The sequence below is a fragment of the Streptomyces sp. 35G-GA-8 genome (genome assembly GCF_023534745.1).
Lineage (GTDB): Bacteria > Actinomycetota > Actinomycetes > Streptomycetales > Streptomycetaceae > Streptomyces.
This window is the reverse complement of record NZ_JAMHJQ010000009.1, coordinates 53,691-74,168: the sequence shown is the minus strand read 5'-3', so window position 1 is coordinate 74,168 and position 20,478 is coordinate 53,691. Positions and strand designations below refer to the sequence as shown.

The following is a 20,478-nucleotide window of genomic DNA, read 5'->3' as shown; positions in this document are numbered from 1 at the left end:
TTCCGGCTTCCGGATCAGCTGTCCTCGTGCTCCTTCTCCGCCATCCTGATCACACACACGGCCACGGCGATCAGCAGCGCGTGGTCCGCGTCGTCCCGTACGACATTCACGCCGTACGTCTCCCGCATCCGCAGCCGGCGCCGCGACACATGGGCCAGCAGTTCGCCGTCGTACTCGATCGCGAACTCCAGATCCAGGATCCGCCCGCTCACATCCAGCTCGGTGCCCTCGGCCAGGGAGACCCGGTAGTGATTGCGCAGCAGCGAGAGCCGCTTTCTGCGGATCGTCGCCAGCGTCCGGTCGTCCCGCTCGATGATCATGGCGTCCCGCAGGCTGAGCAGTTTCTGGCGCAGCGTGATCAGCACCTGCCCGGTGGGCGCCTTGAGTTCGAGCGTGTCGCGCAGCCGCAGCGCCTTGCCGTCGACGCGGAAGGCCCGTCTGCCCTGTTCGTCCTCGATCCAGTAGTCGTCGCCGATCGCGAAGATCTTGTCGCGCACGAGATATCTCATGGAGGACGGGTACCCGGGGGCGCGGAGGCGGCGGTCGGCGGGCGCGCAGGTGCACGCGTACGAGCGCGGGCGCACGCGTACGGCCGTGCGCGGGATGCGGCGCCCGCGGTTGTGGGGTCCCAGCGGTTGTGGGGTCCCTGGCGGTCATGGGGTCCCCGGCTCGGTTGTGGGGTCCCTGGCTGCGGGGGCGTTTTCGGTGGTGGCACCCTTGTTTCATGACCGACGCGACCCCCGCCCCCGCTTCACCCCCGTCTCGCCGCGCCCGGGTCCGTGCCCCCGAACTGATCGGCAAGGGCGGCTGGCTCAATACCGGCGAGATGTCGTACACCCTCGCCGACCTGCGCGGACGCATCGTCATTCTCGACTTCTGGACCTTCTGCTGCATCAACTGCCTGCATGTCCTCGATGAGCTGCGGGAGCTGGAGGAGAAGCACCGGGACACGGTCGTGATCATCGGTGTCCACTCACCGAAGTTCGTGCACGAGGCCGAGCACCAGTCCGTCGTCGACGCCGTCGAGCGGTACGGGGTGCACCACCCGGTGCTGGACGATCCCGAGCTGGCGACCTGGAAGCAGTACGCGGTACGCGCCTGGCCGACGCTGGTCGTCATCGACCCCGAGGGCTATGTCGTGGCCCAGCACGCCGGTGAGGGACATGCGCACGCCATCGCGAAGCTGGTGGAGGAGCTGGAGGCCGAGCACGCCGCGAAGGGGACGCTGCGGCGCGGGGACGGTCCGTACGTACCGCCGGAGCCGGTCGCGACCGGTCTGCGCTTCCCCGGCAAGGCGCTCGTGCTGCCCGGCGGGCACTTCCTCGTCTCCGACTCCACCCGCCATCAGCTGGTCGAGCTGGAGGCGGACGGCGAGACGGTCGTCCGACGGATCGGCAGCGGTGTGCGCGGCTCGGGACCCGACTCCTTCAGCGAACCGCAGGGGCTCGCGCTGCTCCCCGACGGCAAGGTGATCGTCGCGGACACCGTGAACCACGCGCTGCGGACGTACGACCCGGTCAGCGGCGCCGTCGAGACCGTCGCCGGGACCGGCAGGCAGTGGTGGCAGGGCTCGCCGACCGAGGGGCCCGCCCTGGAGGTGGACCTCTCCTCGCCGTGGGACGTCGCGTGGTGGGCGGACCGGGTCTGGATCGCGATGGCCGGGGTGCACCAGCTGTGGACGTACGACCCGGCCGCCGGGACGGTCGCGGTGGCGGCCGGTACGACCAATGAGGGGCTGGTGGACGGGCCCGCCGCGGAGGCGTGGTTCGCGCAGCCGTCCGGGCTCGCGGCGGCCGGGGACCGGCTGTGGATCGCCGACTCGGAGACCAGCGCGTTGCGCTACGTGGAGCGGGCGGGAGCCGGGGACAGTGCGGGCGAGGGCGGCGGGTTCGAGGGCGGCGGGTTCGTGATCCGTACGGCCGTCGGCTCCGGGCTCTTCGACTTCGGGCACCGCGACGGCGCCGCGGAACAGGCCCTGCTCCAGCACCCGCTGGGTGTCACCGCCCTGCCGGACGGCTCGGTCGCCGTCTCGGACACGTACAACCACGCGCTGCGCCGCTACGACCCGGCGACCGGTGAGGTGACCACGCTGGCAACGGATCTGCGGGAGCCGAGCGACGCGGTGCTCGTCGGCGAGGACATCGTCGTCGTCGAGTCCGCGCGGCACCGGCTGACCCGGCTGCGGCTGCCCGACGAGGCGGTCAAGGTCGAGGCCGTCGCCCACCGCACCCGGCGGGAGGCCACCGAGGTCGCCCCCGGCGCGCTGACGCTGAACGTCGTCTTCACGGCGCCGACGGGCCAGAAGCTCGACACGCGCTACGGTCCCTCGACCCGGCTGCTGGTCTCCGCCACCCCGCCAGAACTGCTGGCGGAGGGCTCCGGCGCCGGTACGGACCTCCACCGCGAACTGGTGCTGGCCGACGGGGTCACCGAGGGCGTGCTGCATGTCTCCGCGATGGCCGCCTCCTGCGACGACGACCCGGCGAACGAGTACCCGGCCTGTCACGTCCATCAGCAGGACTGGGGCGTGCCCGTCCGCGTAGGCGACACCGGAACGTCCCGGCTCGCGCTCGTACTGGCCGGCCTCGGCGCGTAAGCGGGCCGTTCAGCCCTCCAGGAACGCCACGAGGGCGTTCGCCAGCAGATACGGGTCGTCCGCGCCGCACAGCTCGCGCGCGCTGTGCATCGACAGGATGGCCACGCCGATGTCGACGGTCTGGATGCCGTGTCTCGCCGCGGTGATCGGACCGATCGTCGTGCCGCACGGCATCGAGTTGTTGGAGACGAACGACTGCCAGGGCACGCCGGCCTTCTCGCAGGCGGCGGCGAACACGGCCCGGCCGCTGCCGTCCGTCGCGTACCGCATGTTGACGTTGACCTTGAGGATGGGGCCGCCGTTGGCGCGCGGGTGATGCGTCGGGTCGTGGCGGTCGCTGTAGTTCGGGTGCACGGCGTGGCCGGTGTCGGACGACAGACAGACCGTGCCCGCGAAGGCCCGCGCCCGGTCCTCGTACGTACCGCCGCGGGCGAGCACCGAGCGTTCGAGGACGGTGCCGAGGAGCGGTCCGTCCGCGCCGGTGTCCGACTGGGAGCCGTTCTCCTCGTGGTCGAAGGCGGCGAGCACGGGGATATACGGAAGCGGCTCGGCGGCGGCGGACGTGGCGACCGCGGCCAGCGCCGCCGTACCCGCGTGCACCGACAGCAGGTTGTCCATCCGGGGCCCGGCCAGCAGCTCACGGTCGCGGCCGAGATAGGAGGGCGGCTCGATCGCGTGCGGCATCAGGTCCCAGCCGGTGATGTCCGTGGCGTCGACGCCCGTCTCCCGCGCCACGAAGCGGATCAGATCGCCCTCCTGGGGGTCGCCGAGGCCCCAGATCGGCTGCATGTGCCGCTGCCGGTCCAGCTTCAGCCCCTCGGTGTTCACGGAGCGGTCCAGATGCACGGCCAGCTGCGGGACACGGAGCAGGGCGCGGTCGATATTGATCAGCCGGTGCGAGCCGTCGCGCAGGGTGACGCGGCCCGCGAGGCCCAGATCGCGGTCGAGCCAGGTGTTGAGCAGCGTCCCGCCGTAGATCTCCACGGCGATCTGGCGCCAGCCGAACGAGCCGGTGTCCGGCAGCGGCTTCACCCGCAGATTCGGGGAGTCCGTGTGGGCTCCGACGATCCGGAAGGGCGTGTGCGGATCGGCGCCTTCCGGTACGAACCAGGCGATGATCGCCCCGCCGCGCAGCACGAACCGCCCGCCCGCCGACCCGTCCCAGGCGTCCGTCTCCCGCAGCTGCCGGAAGCCTGCCTTCTCCAGTCGCTCAGCGGCGTTGGCCACCGCGTGATACGGCGAGGGACTGGCCGTCAAGAAGGAGATGAGATCGTCGGTGTGGCCGCGGTCGAAGCGGGCGGAAGTGCTCATGGGGTTCACCATAACGACGGGCCCTGGCACCGGGCCCGTCACCGGTTGGAACGGCACGGAACTGGGCGGGACAAGCTCCGCACATGGGGAGAACAGGCACGCGGGACGGAGCGGCGGGCGGCGGAAAACGGGGGGACAGGACGGCGGGACACCTCCCCGGGGAGGTGTCCCGCCGTCCCGTCGTCGTGATCGGGCGGGCCCGGTCAGAAGGCCGCTTCGTCCAGCTCCATGAGGGAGTCGTCGACGGTCTCGGCGAGCGCGCGCTGCGTCGAGACGTCCGGCAGGACATTCGCGGCGAAGAACTTCGCCGCCGCGATCTTGCCCTGGTAGAACGCCACGTCCTTCGCGGCGGCCGTCTCCAGCTTCTCGGCGGCCACGGCGGCGCCGCGCAGCAGCAGATAGCCGACGACCACATCGCCCGAGGCCATCAGCAGCCGCGTCGTGTTCAGCCCGACCTTGTAGATGTTCTTGACGTCCTCGCCGGTGGAGGTGAGATCGGTCAGCATCCGGCCGACGATCGCCTCCAGGTCGACGGCCGCCTTGGCGAGCGCGTCGCGGGCCGGGGCCAGCTCCGTACCGCCGGTGCCGACCGCGAGGAACGTCTTGATCTCCTCGGCGAGCGTGTTCAACGACTGGCCCTGGTCACGGACGATCTTCCGGAAGAAGAAGTCCTGGCCCTGGATCGCGGTGGTGCCCTCGTAGAGGGTGTCGATCTTGGCGTCCCGGATGTACTGCTCGATCGGGTACTCCTGGAGATAGCCGGAGCCGCCGAAGATCTGGAGGGACTGGGCGAGCTGCTCGTACGACCGCTCCGAGCCGTAGCCCTTCACTATCGGCAGCAGCAGATCGTTCAGCCCGTGCAGCGCCTTCGCGTTCTCGCCCTCGGCCTCCTTGACGGCGATCTCGTCCTGGACGGAGGCGGTGTACATGACGAGGGCGCGCATGCCCTCGGCGTACGCCTTCTGCGTCATCAGCGAGCGGCGCACATCGGGGTGGTGCGTGATGGTGACCTTGGGCGCCGCCTTGTCCATGAACTGCGCCAGATCGGGGCCCTGGACGCGCTCCTTGGCGTACTCCAGCGCGTTCAGATAGCCGGTGGACAGCGTGGCGATGGCCTTCGTACCGACCATCATCCGGGCGAACTCGATGATGCGGAACATCTGGCGGATGCCCTCGTGCTTGTCACCGATCAGCCAGCCCTTGGCGGGGTGGCGGTCGCCGAAGGTCATCTCGCAGGTGTTGGAGGCCTTGAGCCCCATCTTGTGCTCGACGTTCGTGGCGTAGGCGCCGTTGCGCGCGCCCAGCTCGCCGGTCTCCCAGTCGAACTCGTACTTCGGTACGAGGAAGAGCGACAGGCCCTTGGTGCCGGGGCCGGCGCCCTCGGGGCGGGCGAGGACGTAGTGAAGGATGTTCTCCGACATGTCGTGCTCGCCGGAGGTGATGAAGCGCTTCACGCCCTCGATGTGCCAGCTGCCGTCCTCCTGCTCGACGGCCTTCGTACGGCCCGCGCCGACGTCCGAGCCGGCGTCCGGCTCGGTGAGGACCATCGTGGAGCCCCACTGCTTCTCGACGGCGAACGCGGCGACCTTCTTCTGCGCCTCATTGCCCTCGTCGAAAAGGATCCCGGCGAAGGCGGGGCCCGACGCGTACATCCACACGGCGGGGTTCGCGCCGAGGAGCAGCTCCGCGTACGCCCAGATCAGGGAGCGGGGGGAGGTCGTGCCGCCGATCTCCTCCGGCAGGCCGAGGCGCCAGTACTCGGAGTCCATGTACGCCTGGTAGCTCTTCTTGAAGGCCGCCGGGACCGGAGCCGTGTTGGTCTCCGGGTCGAAGACCGGGGGGTTGCGGTCGGCGTCCGCGAACGACTCGGCGAGGTCGCTCTCCGCGAGGCGCGTGACCTCTTCGAGGATGCTCTTGGCGGTCTCCACGTCCATCTCCGCGAACGGTCCGGAGCCGTACAGCTTGTCGCGTCCGAGGACCTCGAAGAGGTTGAACTCGATGTCGCGCAGATTTGACTTGTAGTGCCCCATGGCGACGACTCCGTAAGGATCGGGGAGGCAGGTTCCTCATACATGTACCGGTAAGTAGCTACGATGATGCTACCCATGGGTAATAAGGCGCAACCCCGTCCGGGAGACTGTGACGAGGCCGACCCGGCTCCCCAGGACACCATTCCTCAGTACTCTTGCGCTCATGTACGGCTACGACCAGAACCCGGGCGCTCAGCAGCAGTACACGCACCCGCCTCAGCAGCCGCAGCAGCAGCCGATGGGCGGCCCGGGCGCGGGCGGATACGGCGAACAGCCGCTGTATCCGGAGCCCTCGCCCCCGTCGCTGGGAGACGCGGTGCGCGCGTTCACGACGGGGTCGTTGTCGGCCGAGGACTTCCAGCAGATCTTCGCGACGTCGAAGGTCTACTGCCCGCGGGGTGACAACCCCGGGTTCCTGGCCCTGCACAACACGCAGCAGCCGGTGATCCCCATGTTCAGCACGCTCAAGGAGCTGCGGCGGTACGCGGGCAAGGAGTCGAAGTACTTCGTGATCACCGGCGCCGAGGTGATCGATCTGCTGCCCACGGGATACGGCTTCGTCCTGGACATGGAGGGCGACCATCGCATGGTGTTCGACGCGAAGGCGGTCGAGCAGATGGTGGACTTCGCGATGCGCCGTATGTACGGCTAGATCCTGTCCCCTCCTTCCCGGCTCCTCCTCCGCCGCGGCCCATCCGGCCGCGGCGTACTCATGTCGGCCCCCGGGAATGCGGTGCGCCTTGCCAGATGTTCACCGTTCAACTAAATTGAACGTTGAATCATCAAGGAGGCCCCCATGCCCGCAGTGACTGTCGAAAACCCGCTGACCCTGCCCCGGGTGGCGGCCCCGGCCGACGCCGTGGCCCGCCCCGTACTCGCCGTCACGACCGCCCCCGGCGGATTCGAGGGCGAGGGCTTCCCGGTGCGTCGCGCGTTCGCGGGGATCAACTACCAGCACCTCGACCCGTTCATCATGATGGACCAGATGGGCGAGGTGGAGTACGCGCCGGGCGAGCCCAAGGGCACGCCGTGGCACCCGCACCGCGGCTTCGAGACCGTGACGTACCTGATCGACGGCACCTTCATCCACCAGGACAGCAACGGCGGCGGCGGCACCATCCAGAACGGTGACACCCAGTGGATGACGGCGGGCTCCGGCCTGCTGCACATCGAGGCTCCGCCGGAGTCGCTGGTCATGTCCGGCGGGCTGTTCCACGGCCTCCAGCTCTGGGTGAACCTCCCGGCGTCCGACAAGATGATGGACCCCCGGTACCAGGACATCCGCGGCGGCCAGGTCCAGCTGCTGACCTCGCCCGACGGCGGCGCGCTGCTCCGGGTGATCGCCGGTTCGCTCGACGGACACGAGGGCCCCGGCATCACGCACACCCCGATCACGATGATCCACGCGACGCTGCGGCCGGGTGCGGAGATCAATCTGCCGTGGCGGGAGGACTTCAACGGTCTCGCGTACGTACTGGCGGGGCGCGGCTCGGTCGGTACGGACCGGCGTCCGGTCCACATGGGGCAGACGGCGGTGTTCGGCGCGGGCGGCGCGCTGAGCGTGCGCGCGGACGAGTCCCAGGACGGGAACACGCCGGACCTGGAGGTCGTGCTGCTGGGCGGACGCCCGATCCGGGAGCCGATGGCGCACTATGGCCCGTTTGTGATGAACAGTCACGCGGAGCTCAAGCAGGCGTTCGAGGACTTCCAGGCGGGGCGCCTGGGCACGGTCCCGGCGGGGCCGGCGTAGCCGGCGCGGGCGCGGTTCGGGGTTCGTTTCGGCCGGGGCCGGTTCTCGTGTGCGGGTTGTTGCCGGTGGTCGCTCCGGGCCCGCGTCCGGGACTGCATGATTTACGGCGCGCAGCTGCCCAGACGATGGTTCGGGCGTTCGCGCGCCACAAATCACGCTCTACGTCCCGGACACGACCCCTGCGCGCCCCCCTTCACCGCCCGCACAAGCGGGCCCGGCCGACCGCGAGGGCAAGTGCGCCCACGGGCGGGAGGGGGTCGGGGTCGTAGGAGGTGCGTGTCCGGACACTAAAGCGTGATTTGTGGCGCGCGGACGCCCGAACCAACGACAGGCCAGAGCCGCGCCGTAAATCGTGCCGTCCGGACATGCACCTCCGGAGGCCCCGGCCCCCGGCACCACCCACCGCGCCCCGCGCCACCCACGACCCCCCGCCGGGAGGCGACTGTCACCCCGGCGGAGTCCTGCGCGGGACAGGCCCAACTTCGCGTGGTCGGGTGGGAGCGTGCAGATCTCGTCGTCCGTCCTCCCCGAGAGCGCCCGGCGCCTCGCCGCCTGGTGCGGGGTGGTGCTGGTGATCGCCGGGGTCGGGGCCGTCGCGATCTGGCTGGTCGTCACCTTCAAGACCGCCGTCACGCCCGTACTGCTCGCCATCCTCGGCACCGCCCTGCTCGGCCCCTTCTACCGCCGCCTCGTCGCACTGCGGCTGAACCGGTCGCTCGCCGCCGGGCTCACCTGCGTCGCCGTCGTGGCCGTGGTCGGCGGCGCGGGGTACATCGTCGTCAGCGCGCTGGTCGACAACGGGGACCAGATCATGACCTCGCTGCGGCAGGCGGCGCGGGACTTGGCCAAGCACTTCGGCGCCGCCGGGACCTCGCTCGACGATCTGACGAAGAACGCCAAGTCGCTGATCGGGAAGTTCGGCGCCACCGCCGCCTCCGGGGTGCTCACCGGCATCAGTGTCGTCGGCGAGCTGATCGCCACCGCCGTGCTCGCGCTGCTGCTGATGTTCTTCTTCCTGCGCGACTCGGAGCGCGCGGCCGACGCGCTCAGGGCCTTCGCCCCGCGTACGACCGGGGACACCGTCGAGGCCATGGCCCGCCGTGCCTTCGGCGCCGTCGAGGGGTTCATGCGCGGCACCACCGTCATCGCCCTCATCGACGCGGTCTGCATCACCGTCGGCCTGCTGATCCTGCGTGTCCCCGGCGCGGTCGGGCTCGGTGCGCTCGTCTTCGTCGGGGCGTACATCCCGTATCTCGGCGCCTTCCTCTCCGGCGCCGTCGCCGTGCTGGTCGCCCTCGCCGACCGGGGCCTGGTGATCGGGCTGTGGGCGCTGGGGGTGGTGCTCGCCGTGCAGGTCCTTGAGGGCCATGTGCTTCAGCCGATGATCCAGAGCCGTACGGTACAGATGCACCCGGCCGTGGTGATATTGGCGATCACCGCGGGCGCCAGCGTGGCCGGGATTCTGGGGATACTGCTCGCCGTGCCGTTGACGGCCGCCGCGTTCGGTGTCCTCTCCGAGCTGAAGGACCGTTACGGGCGCTACGACGAGACCCCGGGTTCCGCCCCGCCGCACTCGTAGAGCTCGAACCAGATCGACTTCCCCTCGCCGCGCGGATCCACCCCCCACGCGTCGGCGAGCACCTCCATCAGCACCAGGCCGCGCCCGCTGGAGGCCAGCTCCCCGGGGTGTCTGCGGTGCGGCAGTTCGTCGCTGGTGTCGGCGACCTCGACGCGCAGGCGCCGGTCCCCCGGCTCGCCGCGCGCCTCCGCGACGAGCAGGGCGTCGCCGTCGGTGTGTACGAGGACGTTGGTGATCATCTCGGAGACCATCAGCTCCGCGGAGTCGATCTGTTCCGCGTCCGCCCAGTCGTGCAGCAGCTCGCGCAGCTGGCGTCGGGCGCCCGCGATCCGCTCGGGCTCGGCCTGGGCGACGGTCAGCGCGGTGCGCCGGGGAATCCCGCCGGGGAGCCGGGCCGGCGCGAGGTCCCGGGCGAGCAGCAGGAGCGCGATGTCGTCCTCGCGGCGGTCCACGAGCGGTCCGGTCGTGTAGTGCGAGGTGGGGCCGTGCACGGCCTGGATGAGGGTGTCGGCGAGCTTTTCCAGGGATCCGCCGGTGTCCTGCTCCAGTACGGGCCGCAGCCGCGCCCAGCCGGTCGCGAGATCGTGTCCGCCGGTCTCGATGAGCCCGTCCGTGCAGAGCATGAGTGTTTCGCCGGGGCCCAGGACGATCCGGGTCGTCGGATAGTCGGAGTCGGCCTCGATGCCGAGCGGCAGTCCGCCCGCGGTCTGCCGGACGAACGCGGTCCCGTCCGCCGTACGGATCACCGGGTCGGGATGGCCCGCGCGGGCGATGTCGAGCGTGCCGCTCTCCGGGTCGACCTCCATATAGAGGCAGGTCGCGAAGCGCGGTCCCGCCACGGAGTACCACTCGTTCATCACGGTGGCCCCCGCGTCCGTGCGCGGTCCCCCGCCGGGGATGTCGCTGCCGCCGTCGCGTCCCGGGTAGTACTGGAGACCGGCCAGGAAGCGGGACGCGCGGGAGAGCACCGCGTCCGGGCGGTGGCCCTCGGAGGCATAGGCGCGCAGGGCGATCCGCAGCTGGCCCATGAGGCCGGCGGCCCGTACGTCATGGCCCTGGACATCCCCGATGACCAGCGCGAAGCGTCCGCCCCAGCGCCCCTCGGAGTGCGAGGTGCCGCCGGGCAGCGGGATCATGTCGTACCAGTCGCCGCCGATCTGGAGGCCGCCGCCGGTCGGTACGTACCGGGCGGCCATCGTCATGCCGGGGATCTCGGGGCCGAGCGTGGGCATCATCGTGCGCTGGAGGCCCAGGGAGAGCTCGCGCTCGGTCTCGGCGACGCTCGCGCGGGCCAGCGCCTGCGCCATCATCCGGGCCACCGTCGTCAGGACGGACCGCTCGTCGGGCGAGAACGCGACCCGGTGTTTGAAGGCGGCCATCCAGGTGCCCAGCGTGCGGCCCGCGACGATCAGCGGCAGGAAGGCCCACGAGTGGCGGCCGAAGCGCTTCACGTACCGCCAGGTGGCGGGGTACCGGTCGGCGTACGACTCCGGGGTCGGCAGATAGATGGCCCGGCCGGTCCGTACGACCTCGGCCGCCGGGTAGTCGGTGTCCACCGTCATGCCCTCGAACGGGGCCGAGTCCTCCGGCGCGTGCCCGTGGTGGCCGATGATCGTCAGCCGCTCGCCGGAGACGCCGTAGACCGCGAGACCGTCCGGCGAGAAGCCGGGCATGGACAGGGAGGCGGCGACCCGCAGCACCTCGGCGGTCGAGCGGGCCTCGGCCAGCGCGCGGCCGGCGTCGAGCAGGAATGCCTCGCGGGAGCGCCGCCAGTCGCCGGTGACGGAGGACCGTTCGACGGTGGTGCCCGGCTGGGGCTCGGTGATCGCCTGGACCGTGCCGATCATCTCGTAGTCCCCCTCGGTCGGGGACGTGATGACCGGTTTGGCCCTGACCCGTACGGTACGGAGCACCCGGCCGCTCTCGTCCACGATCCGCAGCCGTGCCTCGGCGAGGGTCCCCTCGGCGAGCGCGAGATTGAAGATGCCGTCGATCTCGTTCCAGTCGATGGGGTGCAGACGGGAGCGCGCGGCGGCCGTGGTGAGGGTCACGGGTTCTTCGGGCATGCCGAGCAGCCGGGACGCCTCCGCGTCGAGGGTGACGGTGTCGGACGCGTTCTCCCAGCGCCATAGACCGGTCGCGATCGCGGCCAGGACATCCTCGGTGCGCATTGTCCCACTTTATGAATATGTGTAGAACAAACGCCACCGAGGGGTGTGTCATGGCCGGGCGGTAACCTGTTACGGCGTACGAGGTAATGCCCTCCTACGACACAGCGCTTCCGTCCGGCCAACCCCGACTTGCCAAGAACTGGATGAAACGACGATGCATCGGTACAGGTCCCACACCTGCGGCGAGCTCCGCGCCTCTGACGTCGGTACCGACGTCCGGCTGAGCGGCTGGCTGCACAATCGCCGAGACCTGGGCGGCATCCTCTTCATCGATCTCCGCGATCACTACGGTCTGGTCCAGCTCGTGGCCCGCCCCGGCACCCCCGCGAACGAGGAGCTGTCCAAGCTCACGAAGGAGACCGTCGTCCGTATCGACGGCAAGGTCTCCGCGCGCGGTGCGGAGAACGTCAACCCGGAGCTGTCGACGGGCGAGATCGAGATCGAGGTCTCCGAGGTCGAGATCCTCGGCGCGGCGGGTCCGCTGCCGTTCACGGTCAACGCCGAGGACGGGGTGAACGAGGAGCGGCGACTGGAGTACCGCTTCCTCGACCTGCGCCGCGAGCGCATGCACCGCAACATCATGCTGCGGACGGCCGTCATCTCCGCCATCCGGCACAAGATGACCGCGCTGGGCTTCAACGAGATGGCCACGCCCATCCTCACCGCGACCTCCCCCGAGGGCGCCCGCGACTTCGTGGTCCCGTCCCGGCTGAACCCGGGCAGGTTCTACGCGCTGCCACAGGCGCCGCAGCAGTTCAAGCAGCTGCTGATGATCTCGGGCTTCGACCGCTACTTCCAGATCGCGCCCTGCTTCCGCGACGAGGACGCCCGCGCCGACCGCTCGCCCGGCGAGTTCTACCAGCTCGATGTCGAGATGAGCTTCGTCGAGCAGGAGGATGTCTTCCGGCCGATCGAGAAGCTGATGACCGAGCTGTTCGAGGAGTTCGGCAACGGCCGCCATGTCACCTCGCCGTTCCCGCGCATCCCGTTCCGCGAGTCGATGCTGAAGTACGGCAACGACAAGCCGGACCTGCGCGCCAAGCTCGAACTGTCCGACATCTCCGATGTCTTCGAGGGCTCCGAGTTCAAGGCGTTCGCCGGTAAGCACGTCCGCGCGCTGCCGGTGCCCGACACGGCGGGCCAGTCGCGGAAGTTCTTCGACGGGCTCGGGGAGTACGCCGTCGAGCACGGCGCGAAGGGCCTGGCCTGGGTGCGGGTCGGCGAGGACGGCTCGCTGAGCGGCCCGATCGCCAAGTTCCTCACCGAGGAGAACGTCAAGCTGCTCACCGAGCGCCTGGGGCTCGTCCCCGGCCACGCCGTCTTCTTCGGCGCGGGCGAGTTCGACGAGGTCTCCAAGATCATGAGCGCGGTGCGCGTCGAGGCGGCCAAGCGCGCGGGCCACTTCGAGGAGGGCGTCTTCCGGTTCTGCTGGATCGTCGACTTCCCGATGTACGAGAAGGACGAGGAGACCGGGAAGATCGACTTCTCGCACAACCCGTTCTCGATGCCCCAGGGCGGTCTGGAAGACCTGGAGACGAAGGACCCGCTGGACATCCTGGCGTGGCAGTACGACATCGTCTGCAACGGAATCGAGCTGTCCTCGGGCGCGATCCGTAACCACGAGCCCGAGCTGATGATCAAGGCGTTCGAGATCGCGGGCTACGACCGCGAGACCGTCGAGCACGAGTTCGCCGGCATGCTCCGCGCCTTCCGCCTCGGCGCCCCGCCGCACGGCGGCATCGCCCCGGGCGTCGACCGCATCGTGATGCTGCTGGCCGACGAGCCGAACATCCGCGAGACGATCGCCTTCCCGCTCAACGGCAACGCGCAGGATCTGATGATGGGCGCGCCCACGGAGCTGGCCGAATCCCGCCTCCGCGAGCTGAACATCGCGCTGCGCAAGCCGGCCGCGAAGTCCGGCGAGTAGCCCTCCCGGCACCCCCGAAGGGGCCCGGAACCACACGGTTCCGGGCCCCTTCGCGTGTATCCGGCCGCCCGGTCAGTTGCGGAGCAGGAGGGTGATCGCCGCGATCACGAGGCCGAGGGCCAGGGCCGAGGCGCCGTAGGCCAGGCGGTGGGACTTGACCCAGGGCAGGTAGCGGTCCACGGCGAGGCGGCCCGGGCCGGTGAGGGCGAGGGCGGCTGCGCCGGCGGTGAGGAGGAGTTCGTACTCGATGCCGTCCGGGGCGAAGAAGGCGCCGAAGCCCTTCACCGCGAGCGCGTTGACCATGGTGCCGACCACCGCGGCGCCCGCGAGCGGGGTGAGCAGGCCCAGGGCCAGGCCGAGGCCGCCGAAGGTCTCGGTGAGGCCGGCCACGACGGCCAGCGCTTCGCCGTTGGGATAGCCGCTCATGGTGAAGAAGGATCCGGTGCCTTCGATACCGCCGCCGCCGAACCAGCCGAACAGCTTCTGGCTCCCGTGCGCGGCCATCGTCAGGCCCAGGACGACGCGCAGGAGCAGCAGTCCGGCGTCGTAGGCGCCCGGCGAGGCGGCGTGCGGGGCGTGGGTGGCTTCGGGGGTGCGGGCGAGCGGGCCGGTGGTGCTGGTGGGGGACGACATGAGCGCGTTCTCTCCTGGGGTGTGGGGGCGTGGGGGGACGAGATTCGTGCTTGAAAGTTTAAGCAATCTCGCTGACGACCGTACACAGTGCTCCGAATTTGGACAACGTGATCCGTGCCCGCCGAGCGGACCGGCGTACGCGGAGAAGTTCCGCCGCCCGAGGCAACCTGATCGCCGTCCCATCGCGTTCCACTGGCGTGGGAGACCGAACACAATGGCGAGGGCAGGTCAATGAATCCCGGGGACGGCGACTTCGAGGCATTCGTCGCCGCCCGGGGGCCGCGGCTTCTGCGGATGGCCTGGCTGCTGACCGGGGACGCGCATCTCGCCGAGGATCTGCTCCAGAGCACCCTCGCGAAGGTGTGGCCCAAGTGGCCGCGGATCGCCGGGGACCGGCCGGAGGCGTACGTACGCAAGGCCCTGGTGCATCTGCACGCCTCCTGGTGGCGGCGGCGCTGGCGGGGCGAGTTGCCGTACGGCGAAGTCCCGGACGCGGCCGGGACGTTCGACGCGTACGCCGGAGTGGACCTGGAACAGTCGCTGGCCGCCGCGGTCCGCGCGCTGCCCGTGCGGCAGCGCGCCGTGGTCGTGCTCCGCTACTTCGAGGACCTGAGCGTCGACGACACCGCGGCGACACTCGGCTGCACCCCCGGCACCGTCAAGAGCCAGTCGGCGCGTGCGCTGCGCTCCCTGCGCGCCGCGCTGCCCGCCTCCGTGGAAGGCGGTGACCGCTGTGGGTGACTTCTGGCGCCGTCGGCCGCGCAGGACCCCCGGGGCGGACAGCGGGACCCGCGCGGGGCGCGAGCCGGGCCCCGAGGACGAGCGGGAGCTGCGGATCCTGCTGGAGAGGGCCGTACCCCGGCTGCCCGCCCCCGAGGGACGGCTGCACGGCGTACGGGAACGGATCGCCCGGACCCGCCGTCGGCGCCGTACGGCAGGGACCGCCGCCGCGGCCGTCACCGGGCTGGTCCTCGCCGGGACGCTGCTGCCCGGCGTGTCGCGCGTCGGCGAGGAGTCCACGCCACCCGCCTCCGCCGCCCCCTCGGTCACCGCGCCGTCGGCCACCCCGCCCCCGGCCCCCTCGCCCGGCGACGGACGGGACCGGCGGACGCGCTTCGCACAGGTGGCCGGTCTCACCCTCCGGCTGCCCGACACCTGGGGGGCCCTCGACGTGCCGGAGGACGTCCGGTACAAACAGCCGGCCCGCGGCTTCGTCTCGTCCCAGCCCTTCGTTCCGTACGACCAGCCCTGCCCCGGGAACGACCCGGGCCTGTGCCTTCCGGTGGCGCCCCTCCGGCCCGGTGGCGTCCTGGTCACGCTGGTCGCGCGGAGCGGCATCGACCTGTCGCCCAAGGCCCAGGACCCACCGGAGCTGTACCCGTCGGACAGCCCTTCCGCGGCCTGCCGGAAGATCGCCGGCACTCAGGAGTTCTACGGGCTGATCGGCGGCGTCCCCGCTCCCTACTCGGCGATCACCGTCACCCTGTGCGTCGCGGGCGACTCGCCGGGGACCGTCGAGGACGCCCACGCGATGATCACCGGCGCAGACTTCGGCAGAGCACCAGAGAACGCCCCGACCACTACCGAGCATCCCCGGAACGCGAGATGAAAGAGGCCCGTACATGTCCGTGCGCCCTGTCCGCCCCGTCCGCAGAGGACCGCTGATCACCGCGCTGCTGGCGGCCGGCCTGCTGCTCACCGGCTGCTCGGGCCTCACCGGCACCACGGACCACGCGGACAACGTGGGCTCGGCGCCGGGCGGGGCGCCCGCGAAGGACAAGGCCGGCGCCGATGCCACCGGTGGCGCCGCGGGAGGGCCCGCCCCCGAGCCGGCGGGCGTCACAGCGGAGGAGATCCCCGATCTCGGTCCCGCGACCCGCGCCGAGATCTCCCCCCAGACGTCCCAGGCCGTCGTGGTGACCGGCGCGGGCCGGGACTCCAGCACGGCCTCGGCCGTCGTCTACGAGCGCGATCCGGTCACCGGCTGGCATGCCGTCTCGGACGTCTGGCCCGCCCACAACGCCGTGCGCGGCTGGACCGACGACCACTTCCAGGGCGATCTGCGTTCGCCCATCGGGGTGTTCGACCTCACCGATGCGGGCGGCAAGCTGCCCGACCCCGGCACGAAGCTCCCGTACGACCGCGGTGCCATCTTCGAGGCGTCGGGCGACGGCTTCGAGGGGGAGGCGCTCGCGGGGTCCTTCGACTATGTGGTCGCGATCAACTACAACCGGCTGCCCGGCACCACACCCCTCGACTGGACCCGGCCGCTCGGCGAGGACAAGGGCGGTGGCATCTGGCTCCATGTGGACCACGGCGGGCCCACCCAGGGGTGTGTCTCGCTGCCGCGCTGGCGGATGAAGGAGCTGCTGAGGATGCTGGACCCGGCGAAGCGGCCGGTCGTGGTGATGGGTGACGCGGAATCGCTCAGCGACTGACCGTACGAAGGCACTCGCCCCGTTCCGCGGCGTGCGGCCCGCTACCCGCTCCCGTACGCGCGGAAGGCCCGGGACCTGCCGTCCCGGGCCCTCCCTCTCATGCCATCAGCGTCGGCCGGGGCGTTCCCCCCGGCCGCGCGTCACGCCGCCGCCGGGTCCTCGCCGCCGAAGCGCTCCCGGTACGCGGCCAGGTCCTCGTCGCTGATCTTCGCGAAGAGCACCGGCGGGACGGTGAACGCCGTACCGGCCGGAACGGACGCCAGCGCCTTCGCCTCCTCGGCCGTGACCCAGCGCGCCGTGTCGTCGGTCAGCGCGAACGCCTCCCGCATGGCCCTGGAGGACGCCGGGATGAACGGCTCGGAGACCACCGCGTACAGATGGATCAGGTTCATCGCCGTCCGCAGGCTCAGTGCCGCGCCCTCCTCGTCGGACTTGATCTCCAGCCACGGAGCCTTCTCCTCCAGATACGAGTTGCCCGCGGACCACAGGGCGCGCAGCGCGGCGGCGGCCTTGCGGAACTGGAGCGTCTCCATGTGGCCCTCGTACTCCGCGAGCAGCCCCGCGATCTGCTCGCCGAGCCGCGCCTCCGCCTCGCCCGCCGGCTTGCCGGCCGGCACCGCGTCGCCGAAGCGCTTGCGCGAGAAGGACAGGACGCGGTTCACGAAGTTGCCGAGGGTGTCGGCGAGGTCTTTGTTGACCGTCGCCGTGAAGTGCTCCCAGGAGAAGGACGTGTCGTCCGACTCCGGCGCGTTCGCGATCAGGAAGTAGCGCCAGTAGTCGGCGGGCAGCAGGTCGAGCGCCGCGTCGGTGAAGACGCCCCGCTTCTGCGAGGTGGAGAACTTGCCGCCGTAGTAGTTGAGCCAGTTGAAGGCCTTGACGTAGTCGACCTTCTTCCAGGGCTCGCGGGTGCCGAGCTGGGTGGCCGGGAACATCACCGTGTGGAACGGGACGTTGTCCTTGGCCATGAACTCCGTGTAGCGGACGGTGTCGTCCGCCTCGTACCACCAGGACTTCCAGTCGCGGTTCGCCGGGTCCTGGTCGGACCACTCCTTCGTCGCGCCGATGTACTCGACGGGCGCGTCGAACCAGACGTAGAAGACCTTGCCTTCGGCCGCCAGCTCCGGCCAGGTGTCGGCCGGGACCGGTACGCCCCAGTCCAGGTCGCGGGTGATCGCGCGGTCGTGCAGGCCCTCGCTCAGCCACTTGCGGGCGATGGAGGAGGCGAGCTGCGGCCACTCGGCGCTGGTCGCGTCGATCCAGGCCTCGACCTCGCCGGCCAGCTTCGACTGGAGGAGGAAGAGGTGCTTGGTCTCGCGGACCTCCAGCTCGCTGCTGCCGCTGATCGCGGAGCGCGGGTTGATCAGATCGGTCGGGTCCAGGACACGCGTGCAGTTCTCGCACTGGTCGCCGCGGGCCTTGTCGTAGCCGCAGTGCGGGCACGTGCCGACGATGTAGCGGTCCGGCAGGAAGCGGTCGTCGGCGATCGAGAAGACCTGGCGGATCGCCCGCTCCTCGATGAAGCCGTTCTCTTTGAGCCGGCGCGCGAAGTGCTGGGTGATCTCGCGGTTCTGCGCGGACGAGCTGCGGCCGAAGTAGTCGAAGGCCAGCTCGAAGCCGTCGTAGATCGCCTTCTGGGCGTCGTGCTGCTCGGCGCAGAAGGCGTCGACCGGCACGCCCGCTTCCTTCGCCGCCAGCTCGGCGGGGGTGCCGTGCTCGTCGGTGGCGCAGATGTACAGGACCTCGTGGTCGCGCTGGCGGAGGTACCTGGCGTACACATCCGCCGGGAGCATGGACCCCACCATGTTGCCCAGGTGCTTGATCCCGTTGATATACGGAAGGGCGCTGGTGATGAGGTGTCGAGCCATTGCAGGCTGCTCCCAAGTCGCTACACGGAGTGACCAATTGGTCTACGGAATGTCAATATCGTATCCGACCCATCAAGCGCGAGTCGCCCGCATTTGCCGGGGGTGCGCAGGGGTGTGCGAGAAGCGGTCGGGTGGTGCGCGGGGGCGCCTGGGAGCACACGGGCGGGGGAGAGAGCTTTCCGAAACACCCCTTCCCGTAGACAGGCACATCCCGGGAGAGAAAGGGCATCATGTACGAGGCGGGGCAGGGGACAGGGGCAGGGGACAGCAGCATGCGGGTACTGGTCGCCGAGGACGAGGAGGTCCTGGCCGAGCTGGTGGCCACCGGGCTGCGGCGGGCGGGATTCGCCGTCGACACCGTGTACAGCGGTGACGCCGCCCTCGCCTATCTGGGACTGCACGACTACGACGTCGTCGTACTCGACCGCGATCTGCCACGTGTCCACGGCGACGACGTCGCGCGCAAGCTGGTCGCGGAGTCGTCCCGTACGCGCATCCTGATGCTCACCGCGTCCGCCTCCATGGAGGAGCGCGTCGAAGGGCTCGATCTGGGCGCCGACGACTATCTGGGCAAGCCCTTCGACTTCCCCGAGCTGGTCTCGCGCGTGCGCGCGCTGCGGCGGCGCAGCGCCAGGCCCGTGCCGCCGCAGCTGGAGCGGCATGGCGTACGGCTCGATTCCGTACGGCGGACGGCGTCGCGGGACGGGGTGGCGCTCGAACTCTCGCCCAAGGAGTTCTCGGTTCTTCAGATCCTGCTGGAGGCGGACGGGGCGCCGGTCTCCGCCGAGGAACTGCTGGAGCGGGCCTGGGACGCGCACGCGGATCCGTTCACCGGAGCGGTCCGGGTCTGTCTCAGCAAGCTGCGGGCCAAGCTCGGGGATCCGCCGCTGATCCGCACGGTCCAGGGGGTGGGATACGCGCTGTGATACGCGACGCGACCACGCGCGCCGCGAAGAGAACGGGGCGGTGCGGGGCGTACAGGACGCTGGGGCCCGGCTCCACCATCCGTACGCGGATGGCCCTGATCTACGGGGGCGTCTTCGTCGTCCTCGGTGGCTGTCTGCTCGCCGTCGTCAATCTGCTCTCCAGCGCCGGTACGCAGAACGAGGCTCAGGAGATCGCCGCCCGGGTGGCGCCGGTCCAGGTGTCGCCCGAGCTCCCCGCCTCGCCGGGGAGCGGGCTGATCCGCCGGCAACAGCACCAGTACGTCGCCGTGTATCAGCTCACCGACACGGTCACGGACGCCGCCTCGGACGAGATGATGTTCTGGTCGGTCGCCGCGCTGCTGGTCATGGCGGCGTGCGCGGTCGGTGTCGGCTGGTGGACGGCGGGGCGCGTACTGCGTCCGGTGCACGCGATGACGGCGAAGGCCCGTCGGCTTTCCGAACACAATCTTCACGAACGGATCGGCGCGAGCGGCCCGGACGATGAGCTGAAGGAACTGGGCGACACCCTGGACGCGCTTCTGGCGCGTCTGCAGAAAGCTTTCGACAGTCAGCGCCGGTTCATCGCGAACGCCTCGCACGAGCTGCGCACCCCGCTGGCGACCCAGCGCGCCGCGATCCAGGTCGGGTTGGACGACCTCTGCACGCCGGACGAGCTGGCCCGTACGAAGGAGACCCTGCTCGACAACAACCGGCGCAGCGAACGGCTCATCGAGGGGCTGCTGCTGCTGGCGCGCAGCGAGCGCGAGGTGGAGGACCTGGAACCGGTGGATCTGGGCGAGGCGGTGGCCGAGGAGACGGCACGCTACGGGCGACGGGTCTCGCTCACTGTCGCCGACGCCGACGTGGTGCGCGGAAACCGGCTGCTGCTCGGGCAGTTGGTGGGAAACCTGCTGGCCAACGCGGTGACGTACAACGTGCCGGGCGGGACGGTGGACGTCGGGGTGCGGGGCGGGGAACTGGTGGTGCGCAACACCGGCCCTGTGGTCGCCGAGGCGGACATCCCCGCCCTGTTCGAACCGTTCCGGCGCGGTGAGGGCCGCGACCGGATGGGGCTCGGCGCGGGGCTCGGCCTCTCCATCGTCCGCTCGATCGCGGTGGCGCACGGGGGGACGGTCACGGCGGAGCCCGGCGGTGCGGGTGGGGGGCTGGCGGTGACGGTGTCGCTGCCGAAGGCGGAGCGCGACGGCGGAACCTGAGCCTGAGCCTGAGCCTGAGCTGAACCGCCGCCGCC

Annotated in this window: 16 protein-coding genes; 10 read left to right on the top strand and 6 right to left on the bottom strand. The window is 70.6% G+C overall.

What is annotated here, in order from left to right; translation table 11 throughout:
• Positions 1-14: 14 nt before the first annotated feature.
• Entirely contained in the window at positions 15-509 is a 495-nt protein-coding gene (locus M1203_RS21405) for an LURP-one-related/scramblase family protein (RefSeq protein WP_249951389.1), read from the bottom strand.
• A 215-nt stretch (positions 510-724) separates the two neighbouring features.
• Between M1203_RS21405 and M1203_RS21400 the strand changes: the two genes are divergently transcribed.
• Positions 725-2,596, top strand: coding sequence for an NHL domain-containing thioredoxin family protein (locus M1203_RS21400; RefSeq protein WP_249951388.1), 1,872 nt, complete (start codon positions 725-727; stop codon positions 2,594-2,596).
• 9 nt (positions 2,597-2,605) lie between these two features.
• On the opposite strand, the gene M1203_RS21395 is transcribed toward M1203_RS21400, so the two are convergent.
• Complete coding sequence (locus M1203_RS21395; protein WP_249951387.1) at positions 2,606-3,907, bottom strand: M18 family aminopeptidase; 1,302 nt, start codon at positions 3,905-3,907, stop codon at positions 2,606-2,608.
• Positions 3,908-4,110: 203 nt separating this feature from the next.
• On the bottom strand, positions 4,111-5,937 hold the full coding sequence (locus M1203_RS21390; RefSeq protein ID WP_249951386.1) for an acyl-CoA dehydrogenase: 1,827 nt from the start codon (positions 5,935-5,937) through the stop codon (positions 4,111-4,113).
• 163 nt (positions 5,938-6,100) lie between these two features.
• On the opposite strand from M1203_RS21390, the gene M1203_RS21385 reads away from it, so the two are divergent.
• The 3 genes from M1203_RS21385 to M1203_RS21375 all read left to right on the top strand — a co-directional run bounded on the left by M1203_RS21385 (position 6,101) and on the right by M1203_RS21375 (position 9,266).
• Positions 6,101-6,589 carry an SseB family protein gene (locus M1203_RS21385; protein WP_129772895.1) on the top strand — a complete coding sequence of 163 codons (489 nt, stop codon included), beginning with the start codon at positions 6,101-6,103 and terminating at the stop codon, positions 6,587-6,589.
• Positions 6,590-6,733: 144 nt separating this feature from the next.
• Positions 6,734-7,687: a pirin family protein gene (locus M1203_RS21380; RefSeq protein WP_249951385.1), complete on the top strand. Its 954-nt coding sequence runs from the start codon at positions 6,734-6,736 to the stop codon at positions 7,685-7,687.
• Between the two features lie 502 nt (positions 7,688-8,189).
• A complete protein-coding gene (locus tag M1203_RS21375) occupies positions 8,190-9,266 on the top strand; it encodes an AI-2E family transporter (protein WP_249951384.1) in 1,077 nt (358 codons plus the stop codon).
• Here M1203_RS21375 and M1203_RS21370 read toward each other — a convergent pair.
• Positions 9,227-11,437 carry a SpoIIE family protein phosphatase gene (locus M1203_RS21370; RefSeq protein ID WP_249951383.1) on the bottom strand — a complete coding sequence of 737 codons (2,211 nt, stop codon included), beginning with the start codon at positions 11,435-11,437 and terminating at the stop codon, positions 9,227-9,229. The two genes, M1203_RS21375 and M1203_RS21370, sit on opposite strands and share 40 nt — an antisense overlap.
• Before the next feature lie 154 nt (positions 11,438-11,591).
• Here M1203_RS21370 and aspS point away from each other — a divergent pair, with 154 nt between their 5' ends.
• On the top strand, positions 11,592-13,364 hold the full coding sequence (gene aspS / locus M1203_RS21365) for an aspartate--tRNA ligase (RefSeq protein WP_249951382.1): 1,773 nt from the start codon (positions 11,592-11,594) through the stop codon (positions 13,362-13,364).
• 72 nt (positions 13,365-13,436) lie between these two features.
• Here aspS and M1203_RS21360 read toward each other — a convergent pair whose 3' ends face one another.
• Entirely contained in the window at positions 13,437-13,997 is a 561-nt protein-coding gene (locus tag M1203_RS21360) for a DoxX family protein (protein ID WP_249951381.1), read from the bottom strand.
• 231 nt (positions 13,998-14,228) lie between these two features.
• On the opposite strand from M1203_RS21360, the gene M1203_RS21355 reads away from it, so the two are divergent.
• The 3 genes from M1203_RS21355 to M1203_RS21345 are packed head-to-tail and all read left to right on the top strand — an operon-like array spanning position 14,229 to position 16,435.
• Positions 14,229-14,738: a SigE family RNA polymerase sigma factor gene (locus tag M1203_RS21355; RefSeq protein ID WP_249951380.1), complete on the top strand. Its 510-nt coding sequence runs from the start codon at positions 14,229-14,231 to the stop codon at positions 14,736-14,738.
• Positions 14,722-15,606, top strand: a complete 885-nt coding sequence (locus M1203_RS21350) for a hypothetical protein (protein WP_249951379.1) — start codon at positions 14,722-14,724, stop codon at positions 15,604-15,606. The genes M1203_RS21355 and M1203_RS21350 overlap by 17 nt, the downstream gene beginning before the upstream one ends.
• A 13-nt stretch (positions 15,607-15,619) precedes the next feature.
• On the top strand, positions 15,620-16,435 hold the full coding sequence (locus M1203_RS21345; protein WP_249951378.1) for a L,D-transpeptidase family protein: 816 nt from the start codon (positions 15,620-15,622) through the stop codon (positions 16,433-16,435).
• 140 nt (positions 16,436-16,575) lie between these two features.
• Here the strand turns inward: M1203_RS21345 and metG are convergent, their stop codons facing one another.
• Positions 16,576-18,300: a methionine--tRNA ligase gene (gene metG / locus M1203_RS21340; RefSeq protein ID WP_249951377.1), complete on the bottom strand. Its 1,725-nt coding sequence runs from the start codon at positions 18,298-18,300 to the stop codon at positions 16,576-16,578.
• Between the two features lie 272 nt (positions 18,301-18,572).
• On the opposite strand from metG, the gene M1203_RS21335 reads away from it, so the two are divergent.
• Positions 18,573-19,226 (top strand): response regulator transcription factor, encoded by a 654-nt coding sequence (locus M1203_RS21335; protein WP_249951376.1) that lies wholly within the window; start codon positions 18,573-18,575, stop codon positions 19,224-19,226.
• 89 nt (positions 19,227-19,315) lie between these two features.
• Complete coding sequence (locus M1203_RS21330) at positions 19,316-20,443, top strand: ATP-binding protein (RefSeq protein ID WP_249951679.1); 1,128 nt, start codon at positions 19,316-19,318, stop codon at positions 20,441-20,443.
• The last annotated feature ends 35 nt before the right edge of the window (positions 20,444-20,478 follow it).

Coding starts and splice junctions, on each gene's coding strand:
- M1203_RS21405 (WP_249951389.1), bottom strand. CDS start 509: ATGAGATATCTCGTGCGCGACAAGATCTTCGCGATCGGCGACGACTAC.
- M1203_RS21400 (WP_249951388.1), top strand. CDS start 725: ATGACCGACGCGACCCCCGCCCCCGCTTCACCCCCGTCTCGCCGCGCC.
- M1203_RS21395 (WP_249951387.1), bottom strand. CDS start 3,907: ATGAGCACTTCCGCCCGCTTCGACCGCGGCCACACCGACGATCTCATC.
- M1203_RS21390 (WP_249951386.1), bottom strand. CDS start 5,937: ATGGGGCACTACAAGTCAAATCTGCGCGACATCGAGTTCAACCTCTTC.
- M1203_RS21385 (WP_129772895.1), top strand. CDS start 6,101: ATGTACGGCTACGACCAGAACCCGGGCGCTCAGCAGCAGTACACGCAC.
- M1203_RS21380 (WP_249951385.1), top strand. CDS start 6,734: ATGCCCGCAGTGACTGTCGAAAACCCGCTGACCCTGCCCCGGGTGGCG.
- M1203_RS21370 (WP_249951383.1), bottom strand. CDS start 11,437: ATGCGCACCGAGGATGTCCTGGCCGCGATCGCGACCGGTCTATGGCGC.
- aspS (WP_249951382.1), top strand. CDS start 11,592: ATGCATCGGTACAGGTCCCACACCTGCGGCGAGCTCCGCGCCTCTGAC.
- M1203_RS21360 (WP_249951381.1), bottom strand. CDS start 13,997: ATGTCGTCCCCCACCAGCACCACCGGCCCGCTCGCCCGCACCCCCGAA.
- M1203_RS21355 (WP_249951380.1), top strand. CDS start 14,229: ATGAATCCCGGGGACGGCGACTTCGAGGCATTCGTCGCCGCCCGGGGG.
- M1203_RS21345 (WP_249951378.1), top strand. CDS start 15,620: ATGTCCGTGCGCCCTGTCCGCCCCGTCCGCAGAGGACCGCTGATCACC.
- metG (WP_249951377.1), bottom strand. CDS start 18,300: ATGGCTCGACACCTCATCACCAGCGCCCTTCCGTATATCAACGGGATC.
- M1203_RS21335 (WP_249951376.1), top strand. CDS start 18,573: ATGCGGGTACTGGTCGCCGAGGACGAGGAGGTCCTGGCCGAGCTGGTG.
- M1203_RS21330 (WP_249951679.1), top strand. CDS start 19,316: ATGGCCCTGATCTACGGGGGCGTCTTCGTCGTCCTCGGTGGCTGTCTG.